Origin of the sequence: Rhodococcus sp. WAY2, assembly GCF_009859915.1 — a bacterium.
In the GTDB taxonomy this organism is placed as follows: Bacteria; Actinomycetota; Actinomycetes; order Mycobacteriales; family Mycobacteriaceae; genus Rhodococcus_F; species Rhodococcus_F oxybenzonivorans.
This window is the reverse complement of the sequence record NZ_CP046572.1, coordinates 5,404,739-5,421,648: the sequence shown is the minus strand read 5'-3', so window position 1 is coordinate 5,421,648 and position 16,910 is coordinate 5,404,739. Positions and strand designations below refer to the sequence as shown.

The following is a 16,910-nucleotide window of genomic DNA, read 5'->3' as shown; positions in this document are numbered from 1 at the left end:
CCCGACATCCACCGCGCCACCGGACCCGCCACCACCTTCGACACCCTCACCGTCTTCGAGTCCTACCCCCTCGACACCGCCGCTCTCGACCCCCACGACAGCGAACTCGACATCACAGGTGTCCATACGATGGACACCACTCACTACCCTCTGGCGATCGCCGCCACCGCCGACACCCGCCTGCACCTGCGTGCCACCTACGACAGCGCCGCTTTCGATACCGCAGCGGTCGACACCCTGCTCGAGCGGGTGATCACCGTTCTCGTCGCGATGGCCGACACACCGGCTCTTCCGCTCTCCCGCCTGAGCGTTCTCACCCACGAAGAGTCGGCAACGCTGGTGCCCGCCCGCGGCGAGGCGGCCGAGCGGCCCCGCACCCTCGCCCACCTCATCACGGAAGCCGCTGCCCGTCATGGCAATTCGACCGCGGTGGTCGTCGGGGACGTCCAGGTGACCTATAACGAACTCGACGAACGCTCCACCCAGCTCGCCCGCTTGCTCGTCGGCCGGGGGGCCGGTCCCGAAACCGTTGTTGCGGTGGCGGTGCCGCGGTCGATAGAGTCTGTGGTCGCCGTGTGGTCGGTAGTGAAGACCGGCGCCGCGTTCCTTCCCGTGGACCCCACCTACCCCCGCGCCCGCATCGACCACATGGTGTCCGACTCCGGTGTCGCCCTCGGCCTGACCGTCTCCGAGCATCTCGAAGCACTGCCCGGCACCGTCGCATGGACAAGTGTCGACGACGTACGCACGGACGGCGGCGCGCCTGCCACCGGTTCCGGCGTCGACCTGTCAGCTCCAAGCGTCGACACCCCGGCCTACGTCATCTACACCTCCGGGTCGACCGGCATCCCGAAAGGTGTCGTGCTCAGCCACCGTGGGATCTACGCGCTGGCAGACGAATTGCGCGAGCGCGCCGACGTGACGTCGCGATCGCGCGTCATGCATTTCTCGTCCCCGAGCTTCGACGCATCGATCCTCGAGTACCTGCTGACCTGGTCGGCGGGAGCCACCATGGTTCTGGTCCCACCCACCGTGTACGGCGGCGAAGAGCTGAAGCGGCGGATGCTCGACGGCGGCGTGACCCATGCCTTCCTCACTCCCACCGCACTGGCCTCGCTCGATCCGGCCGGATTCGACGGGCTCGAATGCATCCTTACCGGTGGCGAGGAATGCCCGACGGAGCTGGTCGCTCGCTGGGCGCCGAAACACCGCATGCTCAATGCGTACGGCCCGACCGAGGCGACGGTGGCCACCAACCTCACCCACGGCCTGGTCCCGGGGGAGACGGTCCCGATCGGCGGCCCTGTTCGCGGCGTCACCGAACTCGTGCTCGACACCCGGCTGCAACCGGTCCCGGTAGGCGCGCCCGGCGAGCTCTATGTCGCCGGCGGCGGGCTGGCGCGTGGTTACTACGGGCGCCGCGGCCTCACCGCGACCCGGTTCGTGGCACACCCCTACGGCGGCGCGGGTGAGCGGCTGTACCGCACCGGTGACATCGTCCGGTGGCGCGATCATGGTCATACGCTGGAGTATCTGGGCCGCAGCGATTTCCAGGTGAAGGTCCGCGGTTTCCGCATCGAACTGGGTGAGATCGATGCGGTGCTGACCCGCCATCCCGCCGTCGCCTTCGCAGCCACGCTCGCTGACCAGACGGCTTCGGGTGACACAGCCCTCACCGCCTACGTACTCCCCGCCCCCGATCAAGATCTCGAGGCCCGCAGCCTCGTCGCGTTCCTTGCCCAGCGACTGCCCTCGCACATGGTTCCCGCAGCGATAGTGCCGATTGCCGAGATACCGCGCACCCCGACCGGCAAACTCGACCGCGACGCACTGCGGGCCTTGCGCGGTGCTTCCGGGCGGGACGGGCGTGACGGTACCGGGCGGACAGCCCCCACCACTCCGCTCGAAGACACGCTCACCCGGCTGCTCGCTGCGGTACTCGAGATGCCCAGCCTCGGGGTCGACGACAGCTTCTTCGAGTACGGCGGTAACTCCCTCAGCGCCACCCGGGCGGTGGCCCGCATCAACACGGTGCTGCACACCGACATCGGCGTCCGCGCACTGTTCGACGCCCCCACCCCTCGCGCGCTCGCCCGGGTGGTGGCCTCGGCGGAGAGCGGCACCACCGCCCGGCCTGCCCTGACTGCGGGTCCCCGGCCGCGGTGGATCCCCCTCTCCCCCGCCCAGAAACGCATGTGGTTCCTCAACCAATACGACACCACCTCACCCGCCTACAACATCCCCCTCACCCTCCACCTCACCGGACACCTCGACACCACCGCACTCGAACACGCCCTCACCGACCTCACCACCCGCCACGAAACCCTCCGCACCACCTACCCCCTCCACCACGGCCAACCCACCCAACACATCCACCCACCCACACCCCACCACCTCCCCACCACAACCACCACCGAAACCCAACTCCCCCACCACATCACCAAAGACACCACCACCGGATTCGACGTCACCACCGACACCCCACTACGCACCCACCTCTACCAACTCACCCCCCACCACCACATCCTCACCCTCGTCCTGCACCACATCAGCGCCGACGGCCACTCCCTCACCCCACTCCTGCGCGACCTCGTCACCGCCTACACCGCCCACACCCACCACCACACCCCCCACCTCACCCCCCTCACCATCCACTACGCCGACTACACCCTCTGGCAACACCAACTCCTCGGCACCACCGACGACCCCCACAGCCTCATCACCACCCAACTCCACTACTGGAAAAACACCCTCCACGCACTCCCCGACCTCCTCCCCCTCCCCACCGACCACCCACGACCACCACAACGCACCCTCCGCGGCGAATCCGTGTACTTCGACATCGATCCGCAGGTCCATCGCCGACTGTCCGCCCTGTCCGGGGATCACGAGACGACGATGTTCATGGCCTTCCACGCGGCGTTCACCGTGCTGCTCGCCCGGCTCGCCGACAGTTCCGACATCGTTGTCGGTGTACCCGTCGCCGGGCGCGGTGAGCCCGCCCTCGACGACCTCGTCGGAATGTTCGTCGGAACGCTCGTGCTGCGTACTCCGGTGACGGCCGCCGCATCGTTCGCCGAACTCCTCGACACCACCCGGGACGCCGACCTCGGCGCCTTCACTCACGCCGATCTGCCGTTCGAGGTGCTCGTCGAGGAGCTGGACCCCGGCCGCTCCACCGCGCATTCGCCGTTGTTCCAGGTTCTCATCGAGTTCGGCCGGGCCGAGTCGATCTCTCTCGAGTTGCCGGACCTGACGGTCGAAGCCGTAGACACCGATTTCGGTGCCGCTAAGTTCGACCTGCAACTCACTCTGCGTGAACATCTCGCCGAAGATTCCTCACCCGCCGGCGTATCCGCCGCCTTCACCTACGCCGGGGATCTTTTCGAGCGCGACACGGTCGAGGGCTTCGCGAAGCGTTTCCTCCGGATACTCGAGGCGGTTTCGACAGACCCCACCCTCCCGGTCGGGGACATCGAGATCATTGAAGACACTGAACGCGACACCATCGCACATCAGTGGAACGAGCCCGGCACCGACTCGGGCGCCGACACCCTCGCCGACCGCTTCACCCGAGTCGTTGCGCAATTCCCCGATTCCGGTGCCGTCACGGTGGACGGCTCGACGACGAAGTATTCGGCGCTGGCGGCCCGCGTCAACAGCTTGGCACGGTATCTGATCTCGATCGGCGCGGGTCCGGAATCCTTGGTAGCCGTCGCGCTCCCGCGCTCGTTCGACTCCGTCGTCGCATGGCTCGCGGTCACGGTATCCGGAGCCGCGCACCTACCCCTCGACGTCGCCTATCCGGCCGAACGCATCGCGTTCGTACTCGGCGATGCGCGCCCGCTGTGCGTCGTGACGTCCACCGAGCTCGACGGGTCACTGCCGGACACCGGCATTCCGCACGTCGTGGTCGACTCCGAAGCAGTGATCACGGCGGCGAGCGACTTCTCACCAGATCCTGTGACAGAGACGGACCGACGGAACGCACTGACGCCGGATTGCGCTGCGTACGTGATCTATACGTCCGGGTCTACCGGACACCCCAAAGGCGTTGCGGTGTCGCACCGCAACGTTCTGACGTTGTTCGCCAACACCCTCGACCGGTTCGGAATCGACGACTCCGACGTGTGGACGCTGTTCCATTCGTTCTCGTTCGACTTTTCCGTGTGGGAGCTCTGGGGAGCTCTGCTGAGGGGCGGCAGAGCCGTGCTGGTCGATTACTACACAGCGCGGTCCCCGGAAGCGTTCCTCGCACTGCTCCGCCGTGAACACGTCACGGTCCTCAGCCAGACCCCCACCGCGTTCTACCAGCTCGTCGAGGCGGATGCCAGTGCGCCCGATACCGCTGCGCAACAGGGTGATACGGCGCTGTGCTACGTGATCTTCGGCGGCGAGGCCCTCGATCTCCGTCAACTCGACCGCTGGTACGCCCGTCACGACGACGATGCCCCCACCTTGGTGAACATGTACGGCATCACGGAGACGACCGTCCACGTGAGCGCGCTGGCACTCGACCGCACAATGGCGGCAACGGCACGGGCGTCGGTCATCGGCCGGGCCATATCCGGGCTGCGCGTCGCCGTCCTCGATCGCCGACTCCACCCTGTTCCGGTCGGAGTGCTCGGTGAAATGTATGTCTCGGGCAGTCAGCTCGCGCGAGGATATCTGAATCGGCCCGAGCTGACCGCCACCCGCTTCGTGGCGGATCCTGCCGGTCACGGCACCCGCATGTACCGCACCGGTGACCTCGCCCGGTGGAATCGAGACGGGCAGCTGGAGTACCAGGGCCGCAGCGACTTCCAGGTTCAGTTGCACGGTTACCGCATCGAACCCGGAGAGATCGAGATCACGCTGCGACGGCACCCCGCAGTAGTGCACGCGGTGGTGCAGGTCCACACGGACGACAACGGGGTGGACCGGCTCATCGGTTACGTCGTACCCGGGGTCCCCGATGAGGAACTCGACGTCGAATCGGTGCTGGAATCGGCCCGTGCCGAGTTGGCTCCGCACATGGTGCCCGCGACTCTCGTCGTCCTCGACCGGTTGCCGCTCACCGCGAACGGCAAACTCGACAGGAAAGCGCTACCGGCGCCGGACTTCACCGAGCGCGTCACGTCGAGCCGGGCTCCGTCGCTTCCCACCGAGCGAGTACTCGCCGGACTGTTCGCACAGGTCCTCGGGCTGGACACCGTCGGCATCGACGACTCGTTCTTCGCGCTCGGCGGCGACAGCATCATGGCCATCCAGCTGGTGGCCCGCGCCAAGGCGGCAGGGATGTTCTTCAGCCCGCGCGACGTGTTCGAACGCAAGTCGGTGGCTGCGCTCGCCGAGGTCACCACCATCGCTCAGCCGACGGGTCTCGCGGAGCTTCCCGGCGGGGGCGTCGGCGCGCTCCCGTTGACACCCATCGCGCACTGGCTGCTGGGCCGTGGCGGCGACATCAGCCGGTTCTCTCAAGCCGCAGTCCTGACAGCGCCGCCGGGCCTGTCCCTCGACACGCTCGCTCGAACAGTGCAGGCGGTACTGGACCACCACGACATGCTGCGCGCCCGGCTGTGGCGATCGGCCACCGGACCGGCCATGGAGGTGCTCCCCGTCGGAGCGATCCAGGCCTCGAACCTGCTGTCGCGCATCGACACTCCGTCGGTCCGCGGCCCCGAGTTCGGGGCGATGATCAGTGACCAGCTGACCCTCGCCGAGGACCGGCTCGATCCGGCCCGGGGCGTCATGCTGCAGGCCGTCTGGTTCGACGCCTCCCCGGACCACCGCAACGGCGACCTCTCAGCACAGGAGGGCCGACTCCTGCTGGTGATCCATCACCTGGCCGTCGACGGCGTGTCCTGGCGTATCCTGGTACCCGATCTCGCCGCCGCCTGGGAAGACATCACCGCCGGCCGGGACCCCGACCTACCCGAGAACGGAACCTCGATGCGCCGCTGGGCGCACGCCCTCGTCCACACCGCACCCGAACGGGCAGGTGAACTCGACCTCTGGCGCCGCATCCTCGACGGACCCGACCCCCTCCTCGGATCCCGGCCACTCGACCCCGTCCACGACACCGAGCTGACCACCGACAAGGTAACGACCGAGATCCCGCCGGACGTCACCGAAACGCTTCTGCGCGAACTTCCCCGCGCCTTCCACGCCGGTGTCGACAACGGCTTGTTCACCGCCCTGGCGCTGGCCGTCGCGCGGTGGCGGCGTCGTCACGCTCACCCGTTCGACGAGGTTCTGGTCGGGGTCGAGGGGCACGGCCGGGAAAATAGTCTCATCCCCGGCGCGGACCTCTCCCGCACCGTCGGCTGGTTCACCACCATCCACCCCGTCCGACTCGACCTCACCGGCATCGACCTCGACGACGCCCTCCACGGCGGAGACGCCGCCGGCACCGCCATCAAAACCATCAAGGAACAACTACGCACCATCCCCGACCACGGCGCCGGATACGGACAACTGCGCTACCTCGACCCCGACACCGCCGAAGAACTCCGCACCTACCCCGACCCCCAGATCACCTTCAACTACCTCGGAAGGTTCAGCGGGAGCCTTCCGGATCGCTCCGGTGGCGGTGGATGGATGCCGGTGTCGGGCACCGGACTACATCGCCGGTTCCGTGCGGACATCGGTGCTGCAGCAACTCTCGACGTCAACGCCATGGTCATCGAAACGGACGACGGACCGGTCCTGGAAGTGGGATGGCTCTATCCGACAGGAGTTCTCACCGCCGCGGAGGTGAGCGAACTCGCCGACCTCTTCACCACCGCACTCACCGCCCTCACCACCCACACCCACCAACCCCACACCGGCGGACACACCCCCACCGACTTCGACCTCGTCCACCTCGACCAACACACCATCGACACCCTCGAACACCACTACCCCACCCTCACCGACATCTGGCCCCTCTCCCCCTTACAAGCCGGCCTCCTCTTCCACTCCGAATACACCGACCACACCCTCGACACCTACACCGTCCAACTCACCCTCGACCTCCACGGCCCCCTCGACACCACCCGACTCCACCACGCCGCCGAAACCCTCCTCCACCGCCACCCCAACCTCCGCGCCGCCTTCACCCACACACCCGACGGCCACCCCATCCAAATCATCACCCACCACACCCCCCTCCCCTGGACCCAACACGACCTCACCCACCAACCACCCCACCAACACCCCACCACCGTCGAAGACATCCTCACCACCGACCGCCACACCCGCTTCGATATGAACACCCCACCCCTACTCCGCTACACCCTCATCACCCGCACCCCACACCACCACCACCTCGTCATCACCAACCACCACATCCTCCTCGACGGCTGGTCCACCCCCCTCCTCCTCCACGAACTCCTCCACCTCTACACCCACCACAACGACACCACCGGGCTGCCGCACCCGCGGTCGTATCGCGACTACCTGGCGTGGCTCGGGCGGCAACCGATCGAGGACAGCGTCGCCGCGTGGAAGGAAGCACTCGACGGTGTGGAGGAGCCGACTCTTCTCATCGCGGACTCGGACCGGGCAACGGTGGCGAGCTTCCCGGAGGAGCTGAGCCTGTCGATCGATCAGGAAGGGACGCAAGCACTACGAACGCTGGCGCGCGAGCGGAACCTCACCCTCAACACCATGGTCCAAACCGCCTGGGGCATCGTCCTGGCCACCCTCACCCACCGCGACGACGTCGTCTTCGGCACCACCGTCTCCGGACGCCCACCCCACATCCCCGGCATCGAGACCATGATCGGACTCTTCATCAACACCATCCCCGTCCGCATCACCCTCGACCCCCACCACACCCTCACCCAAGTCCTCGACCACACCCACCACACCCACACCCAACTCCTCGACCACCACCACCTCGGCCTCCCCGACATCCACCGCGCCACCGGACCCGCCACCACCTTCGACACCCTCACCGTCTTCGAGTCCTACCCCCTCGACACGACGCTCGACGCCCAGAAGTCCGACCTCGAGATCACGGCCACCCGCGGGTCCGACGCCACCCACTACCCCCTGGCCATCGCGGCGTCCGCGGACGACCAGCTCCACCTGAAGTTCGAGTACCTGCCCGACCTGCTCGAGCAGGAGGATGTGGAATCCATTGCTGCCCGAGTCCGCAAGGTTCTCACCGTCATGGCGACCGAACCCGATACGACGCTGGCTGCGCTGAACGTGCTCGACGACGCGGAACTGCGGGACCTCGTGCCCGCCCGCGGAGCACCGGCCGTCGAGTACCGCACCCTCGCGCAGATCTTCAGCGCCGCCGCCGCAGGAAATCCCGAGGCACCTGCGCTGTCGTTCGAGGGGCGCACGGTGACGTACCGCGAGCTGGACGAGACGTCGAACCGGATGGCGCGCTTGCTGATCGACTTCGGTGCCACACCGGAATCGTTCGTGGCGTTCGCCCTCTCTCGGTCGATCGACTCGGTCCTTGCCGTCTGGGCAATCAGCAAGACGGGTGCGGCGTTCCTGCCTGTGGACCCGGGGTACCCGCGCACCCGCATCGAACAGATGCTGACCGACTCCGGCACCCTGCTGGGTCTCAGCTGTTCCGAGCACCGCGACCAGCTGCCGGACACCACGTCCTGGCTGTTCGTCGACCGACCCGACTTCCGCACCCGGACGGAAAGCTACTCGGCCGCTCCGGTCGACGACCGGGATCGCCGACTGCCGTCGCGGATCGACCACCCGGCCTACCTGATCTACACCTCCGGGTCGACGGGCGTGCCCAAGGGTGTGGTGGTCACGCACCGCGGTCTCGGTCCGTTCGCCGCAGCGCAAGCCGAGCTGCTCACACCGCACACCGATTCCCGCGTGCTGCATTTCTCCTCGCCCACCTTCGACGGTTCGCTGTTCGACTACCTCCTCGCGTTCGGTTCTGCCGCAACGATGGTGATCACGCCACCCGGAGTGTTCGGTGGCATCGAACTGACCCGGCTGATCGAAGCCGAGCGGATCACACACGCGTTCGTGCCTACCGCCGCGCTCGCCACAACCGACCCCGCGGACCTCGACACCTTCCGCGACGTGGTGGTGGGTGGCGAGGCGTGCCCACCCGGTCTGGTCGACAGATGGGCACCGGGCAGGAGGCTTCGGAACGGGTACGGGCCCACCGAAACGACTGTGATGTGCAATATCAGTGATCTGATGAGCGACGGAGCCGACATCACGATCGGAAAACCGATCCGCGGTGTAGCCGAGCTCGTACTCGATGCGCGTCTGCAGCCGGTGCCGGCGGGAGTACCCGGCGAGCTGTATGTCGCGGGTCCCGGATGCGCCCGGGGATACCACCGGCGGCCGGGGCTGACCGCACAGCGATTCGTGGCTGATCCGTTCGGCGGCGGTGAGCGCCTGTACCGCACGGGCGACATCGTCCGATGGCGACGTGAGGACCACTCACTCGAATACCTGGGCCGCAGCGACTTCCAGGTGAAAGTCCGCGGTTTCCGGATCGAGCTGGGCGAAATCGATGCCGCGCTGACCCGCCACCCCGCTGTCGCGTACGCGGCCACGATCGGAACGACGGGACCCTCCGGCGATACCGTGCTCGTCTCCTACGTCTTGCCTGCCGAAGGCATGGAGGCCGTTCCTGCGGAACTCACTGCATACCTCGCCGAGTCGCTTCCGGCCTACATGGTTCCGGCGGCCATCGTGACGATCGAGGAAATTCCGTTGACGCGGGTGGGCAAGCTCGATCGCGCCGCGCTACCCGAGCCCCAATTCGACCGCGGCGCGGATACCGCGCGCCACACCGCGACTCCGATCGAGGAGACGGTCGCCGACGCCTTCGCTGCCGCACTCGGACTCGACCACGTGGGCATCGACGACAATTTCTTCGAAGCGGGCGGCAATTCGCTGACTGCCACCCGGGCGGTAGCGCGCATCAACAGTGCTTTGCACACCGATATCGGCGTGCGCACGCTGTTCGAGGACCTGACCCCGCGCACCGTGTCGAGCCACCTCGTTCATCGAACGAACAACGTTCCGCATCCGTTGGTCGCGGGTCCGCGGCCGCGGTGGATCCCCCTCTCCCCCGCCCAAAAACGCATGTGGTTCCTCAACCAATACGACACCACCTCACCCGCCTACAACATCCCCCTCACCCTCCACCTCACCGGACACCTCGACACCACCGCACTCGAACACGCCCTCACCGACCTCACCACCCGCCACGAAACCCTCCGCACCACCTACCCCCTCCACCACGGCCAACCCACCCAACACATCCACCCACCCACACCCCACCACCTCCCCACCACAACCACCACCGAAACCCAACTCCCCCACCACATCACCAAAGACACCACCACCGGATTCGACGTCACCACCGACACCCCACTACGCACCCACCTCTACCAACTCACCCCCCACCACCACATCCTCACCCTCGTCCTGCACCACATCAGCGCCGACGGCCACTCCCTCACCCCACTCCTGCGCGACCTCGTCACCGCCTACACCGCCCACACCCACCACCACACCCCCCACCTCACCCCCCTCACCATCCACTACGCCGACTACACCCTCTGGCAACACCAACTCCTCGGCACCACCGACGACCCCCACAGCCTCATCACCACCCAACTCCACTACTGGAAAAACACCCTCCACGCACTCCCCGACCTCCTCCCCCTCCCCACCGACCACCCACGACCACCACAACGCACCCTCCGCGGGGATCGCGTCGGGTTCCGCATCGATCCCGAACTGCATCGTCAACTGCGTTCGACGGCGCGCGCGAGCAATTCGACGCTCTTCATGACGTTGCACGCCGCCTTCGCCGCCCTGCTTGCCCGATCGACCGGCACCGAGGACATCGTCATCGGTACACCTATCGCGGGCCGCACCGAACCCGCCCTCGACGACCTTGTCGGGATGTTCGTCAATACGCTGGTGCTGCGTACTCGGGTGACGGCCGCCGCATCGTTCGCCGAACTCCTCGCCGACACCCGGGAAGTCGACCTCGGCGCCTTCATCCACGCCGATCTGCCGTTCGAGCAGCTGGTCGAGGCCCTGGCTCCCGTCCGTTCCACCGCGCATTCCCCGCTGTTCCAGGTGTCCCTCGAATTCGACAGCAGCGCACCGTACGACCTCGAGATTCCCGGTGTCACTGTCCATCCCGCAGAGGGCACACCGGCGACGGCCAAGGTGGATCTCGAGTTGGTGGTCACCGAGGAACTCGACACCGCGGGGGAGCCGTCGGGGATCACCGCCGGATTCACCTACGCCACGGACCTGTTCGAGCCGGCGACGATCCAGAATCTCGCGAACCGGTTCCTCCGTGTCCTCGAACAGATCGTCGCCGAACCTACGGTCGTCGTCGGCGACATCCGACTCGGTGACGAGCAAGCACCCACCGCAGGACCGCGCGGGTGCACTCCTCAACTGTGGCCCGAGATCCTCTCCTCCGCCGCGCGGGCACGTGGCGACGATGTGGCCGTGTCCTGCGCAGGCCGCCACCTCACCTACCGGGAACTCGACGAACTGTCCAATCGACTGGCGCGGTGGCTGGTGCATTGCGGAGCCGGTCCGGAAAGCGCTGTGATATCGGCCCTTCCGCGCTCGATCGAATCCGTGGTCGCTCTGTGGTCGGTGGCGAAGTCCGGGGCCGCCCTGGTGCCCGTCGACCCCACCTATCCCCCTGCGCGCATCTCCCACATGCTCGACGACTGCGGGGCGCGGCTCGGCATCACCGTCTCGGAGTTCCGGGCAAAGCTCCCCGATGAACTGTCGTGGCTGGTTCTCGACGAACCCCGTTTCGACGACCGTCTACGAGGTTTCCCGGCCGCCGCCGTGACCGACGCCGACCGCGCGGCGACGCTCCGCCTCGACCACCCCGCGTATCTCATCTACACCTCCGGATCGACGGGCACCCCGAAGGGCGTCGTGCTCACCCACCGAGGTCTGGCCGATCTCGCCGAACAGGAACGGGCGCGGCTGAAGGTGACCGCCGAAGCGCGGGTGTCGCACCTGGCGTCCCCGAGCTTCGATGCGTCGATCTTCGAGATGATGATGGCGTTCTGCGCCGGTGCCCGCGTCATCATCGCGCCCCCGATGACCTACGGCGGGCCCGCGCTGGCCGAGTTCTTCGTTCGGGAAGGGGTCACCCACGCCTTCATCACACCCACCGCGCTGGCCACCCTCGAACCCGGCGGACTCGGCACGGTGCGGGTCCTCACCGTCGCGGGCGAGTCGTGCCCCTCGGCCCTCGTCTCCCGCTGGGCCTCCGGCCGTCGGATGGTCAACGCGTACGGTCCCACCGAAACGACCATCATGTCGCACATGAGTGAGCCGTTGACTCCGGGCGACCCGGTCACCATCGGCCTGCCGACCCGCGGATTTGTTGCCACCGTGCTGGACGACCGACTCCACCCCGTCCCGGCGGGCACACCCGGCGAACTGTACCTCGCCGGTCCAGGACTCGCCCGTGGATACAACGCCCGGCCCGCGACAACGGCGCACCACTTCGTGGCCTGTCCCTTCACGGAAACCGGTGGCCGGATGTACCGCACCGGCGACCTGGTGCGTGCACACTCCGACGGCACGCTGGAGCATCTGGGACGCACCGACTTCCAGATCAAGGTCCGAGGCTTCCGGATCGAACCGGGCGAGATCGACACCGCGCTCACCACTCACCCCGACGTCTCCTTCGCTGCAACTGTCAGCAGACCGGGTCCGGGCGGCACCCCCGTCGTCGTCACCTACATACAGTCCGATACCGGATCGGCCGATCCGGAGGCACTGACCGCATACCTGTCCACACTGCTGCCCCCGCACATGATTCCCGCCGCCATCGTTTCGCTCGACCACATCCCGCTCACACCCGCCGGGAAACTTGACCGAAGCGCCCTGCCGGAGCCGGCGTTCCGTCCGGAATCCACCCCGTCCCGCAGTCCTCGAACCGCCACCGAACACGTCGTTCTCGACGCTTTCGTGGAGGCACTCGCACCGGACAGCGGTGACACCGACACCGGACGGATCGGTGTGGACGACAACTTCTTTGCTCTGGGCGGCACCTCGTTGACCGCGATCGGCGTGGTCACCTCCTTGGAGAAGCGGCTAGGACGCACGGTGCCTCTGCAGGCGCTGTTCCTCGATCCGACGACGGCAGGGCTGGCCGCGCGGCTCGATGCAGAATCGGAAGCTATCGGCGAGGCCGACACCGTCGACGCGGCACTACGTGTGCTCGTTCCGCTTCGACCGAGCGGATCTCTCCCACCTCTGTTCTGTGTGCATGCCGGGATCGGACTGGCCTGGGCATACACCTCTCTCGTGCGCCACCTCTCGCCGGACCGTCCCGTATACGGGCTGCAATTGCCCGCCATCAGCGGCGGCTCCGAATACGAGTCGATCGACGAATTGGCCCGGCGGTACATCGACGAGATCAAGGCAGTTCAACCGGACGGCCCCTATCATCTCCTCGGCTGGTCGCTGGGTGGGACAATCGCTCACGCCATGGCCACCGCACTGCACACCGGCGGTGACCGAGTTCGGGCGCTGGTTCTGCTGGACAGCTACCCGGGCAATCCGGACGAGGAACACGCCGCGGCACTGCCGATCCCGGAGTTGCTCGCGGGACTCGGCGTCGACGCCGGCACACGATCACAGGAAGAGGAATTGACGTACGACGAGGCCGCACTCCTGATACAGCGCGCATACGGATCGGCGGTGGCCGGGCTCACCGCCGAGCATCTTCGGCGAATCAACGAGGGATACGCCAACTCCACCCGCATCCTGGGCCGGTTCACGCCCGCATCGTTCTCCGGGGATCTGCTGTTCGTCACCGCGAGCGGCACCACACAGAACGGTGCCGTACGCGCCGTCGACGCGTGGCGAACCGCGGTTGACGGCACCATTCACGAGCATGCGGTCGCGTGTAGTCACAACGACATGATGCAGCCGGAACCTGCCCGAGAGATCGGGGCCGTCGTCGAACGCTATTTGTCCACCGAATCCACCGGGTCCGCGGAAGGATAGAGTCTGTCCAGCGTCTGGCAGATTCCCCGGATACTCGGCCGGAGATACAGTTCACGCATCGGCAGTACCGGTAGGCCGAGTCTGCGCATCATGCTGTCGGCCTTGATGGCGCACAACGAGTTTCCGCCGAGCTCGAACAGGTTGTCGTCGGCGCCGACGGGAACCCCGAGGACGGACTCCCAGATGTCGGTGAGAGTGGTAGCCAGATCGTTCGTCGATGTCACCTCCGGTGCCCGAATGGGTGGCGGCGGGAAAAGCCTATCGGGCACCGGAAGTCGGGCAGTGTCCAATTTTCCGTTGATCGTGAGAGGAAGCGCGTCGACGATGGTGATGGTGCGCGGCAGCATGTACTCGGGCAGGAACGTGGCAGCGCGTTGACGTATCGACGCCGGTGTCCCGCCGCGCGAGACCACGTACGCATCGATGCCCGCTCCTGCCGGGTCATCGTCGGAGTCCGTGGCCACCACTGCCGCAGCCGTGACCTGAGGGTCGTCGAGCAGCACACCCCGCACCTCACCGAGTTCCACCCGAAATCCACGAATCTGCACCTGAGTATCCAGCCGACCCAGGTGCTCGAGAGTGCCGTCGCCGTGAAGGCGTCCCCGGTCGCCCGTGCGGTAGAGCTTTTCGCCGTTTCGCCAGCACACGAACCGTTGCTCGGTCAGCTCGGGCCGGTTGAGGTACCCGAGCGCGACGCCCGCTCCCCCGACATAGATTTCACCGGTCACACCTGTGGGCACGGGACGGCCACGATTGTCGAGCACTCGCACGGACCACCCCTGCAACGGCCTGCCCACCACCTTCGAATTCGACAACGCATCCCGCCGCGTCACGGTGTGGGCGGTGACGTGCACGGTCGTCTCGGTGGTCCCGTACATGTTGACCAATCGGCATGTCGACTCCGGGTAGCGGTCCATCCACGACACGAGCATGCGCGTGTCGAGCGACTCCCCACCGAAGACGACCAACCGGAGGTGGTCCAAGCTCGGCAGTTCACGGTCGGCCACCATGAGTTGCCCGAAGGCGGAGGGTGTTTGGCTCAGCACGCTCACGCCTTCCTCCTGGAGGAGGGTGTGGAATTCGACGGGTGAGCGGGATATCCAGTACGGCACGATGACCAACCGGGCGCCTGTGAGCAACGCACCCCAGATCTCCCATACCGAGAAGTCGAACGCCGAAGAATGGAACATCGACCAGGTGTCATCGGGGGCGAGAGCGAATTCTGTGTCGGTCGCGGCGAGGAGAGCGAGCACATTGCGGTGGGGAATGAGCACACCCTTGGGACGGCCCGTCGACCCGGATGTGTAGATCACGTACGCCACAGCGGCGGCCTCGCCCACATCGGCCTCCGGCCCGGGTGAGCGGGCCCCGTCTGGGTAGGCAGCACTCGCCGCGGCCTCGAGATCCTGCGGAGACACCGCGCGTATTCCGTCACCCCAGCTGATGTCCGGCCGGTCGGTGACGACCAGGCGAATCCCGGCGTCACCGGCGGTGTACTCGAGGCGGTCCGGTGGGTGCCGGAAGTCCATGGGCACGAACGCCGCACCCACCTGGAGAATCGCCAGCATCGTGACGATGAGCTCGATGGATCGGTCCAGGCACACGCCGACACGATCACCGGGGGAGGCACCACATTCCCGGAGTCCGGCTGCGGCCCAACGTGATTGCTCGTCCAATTCGCCGTAGGTGAGTGTACGGCGGCCCTGCACCAGCGCGACCGAGTACGGCCTCTCACGGGCTCGCTGCCGGAACACGGTGTCGATCCGCTGCGACCGGTCCGGCACGCCGTCCGGTCCCGTTTCGGCCACCGCGAGGTGATCATCTTCGGACACGAACACGTCGTCATGCTCGGAACCTGAATCTTCGACGCCGAGCCGGCGGAACATCTCGACCACGTGATGTGCGAATTGCCGTGCCGCCTGTTCGTCCACCACATACGGTTGCGCGTGCACCTGCAGCGATGCGTCCCCCGACTTTTCGACGACCACGGCGAGAGTGAGCGGAAACGGTGGGGTCTGGCAGGGCAGCCATCGTCGCTCCGAGCCAGGGTATCCGCAGGCCCCGCCCAGGACGCCGACCGGAACACTGCCGGCGCTCTCCCGGACAGGGTCCGAAGAGTCGGTACTGGTTTCGGTGTCGTCATCTGCCGCCATCGGTGGTTGCGAAACATGTTCAGGTGCAGAACCTTCGGCACAGTCGATCGACAACACACCGAATTCGTGCTGTCCTCGCAACACATCCACGGGTCCTTCGGGAACCGGCGACCACAGACCGACTCGCACCGTGTCGAGGTCTTCGTAGCGCCCCAGGACCCTCCCGGCCGCGAGTGCGACACGGGCTGTGTCCTCACACTGTTGCCGACCCAGCGATACCTCGACCAGCGCGGGGTGTGGACTCGGTTCCCGACCTGCCATCCACGCGAACCGGGTGCGTCCCCCTGGGATCGTTGGCGGCGGTGGCAGCAGGGCCCGCCCGTCGGGGCGCCGCCGCACAGGTTCCGCGGTGAGGGAGTCGGGATCGCGGTTGCCCAGAAGGACATCCACCACCGTGCTCAGAGACGGTGGATCCAGGTCGCGGCGATCCGCCGTGACGACGAGATCGGCCGCGCCGTCCGAGTATCGCAGCAGCACAGCCCGCATCACCGGCCCGTCGATACTCATCGGCCTGCGTAGTTCGGCATCGAGTTGTCGTCGTGCCACCGAGTCGGTGGAAGCAGCGTCGACGCGTTCGATCCACAGCCGCGGTTGCGGCACTTCGTTGCCCCACCACCGGTCACTCGCAGCCCCGAGAGTGCGTGCGAGGGTATCGCCGTTCCACCGCTCTCGATCCGGGCATTCGTCGGCCGAGGAGCCCAGGGGAATACGCACCGACAGTGCATGGCCGTACGCCGTGCGCGCCAGCCCAGCCCGACCCCAATGGGATTGGTGCAT

Annotated in this window: 2 protein-coding genes (1 of these 2 cut by a window edge); one reads left to right on the top strand and one right to left on the bottom strand. The window is 66.9% G+C overall.

What is annotated here, in order from left to right:
* On the top strand, window positions 1–13,980 hold the 3' portion of the coding sequence (locus tag GFS60_RS24400; protein WP_236603276.1) for a non-ribosomal peptide synthase/polyketide synthase. The gene continues 12,810 nt to the left of window position 1, outside the view; only the last 13,980 of its 26,790 coding nucleotides appear in the window; the start codon falls outside the window, past its left edge; its stop codon occupies window positions 13,978–13,980.
* Here GFS60_RS24400 and GFS60_RS24395 read toward each other — a convergent pair.
* Window positions 13,941–16,910: a non-ribosomal peptide synthetase gene (locus GFS60_RS24395; RefSeq protein WP_159925264.1), complete on the bottom strand. Its 2,970-nt coding sequence runs from the start codon at window positions 16,908–16,910 to the stop codon at window positions 13,941–13,943. The two genes, GFS60_RS24400 and GFS60_RS24395, sit on opposite strands and share 40 nt — an antisense overlap.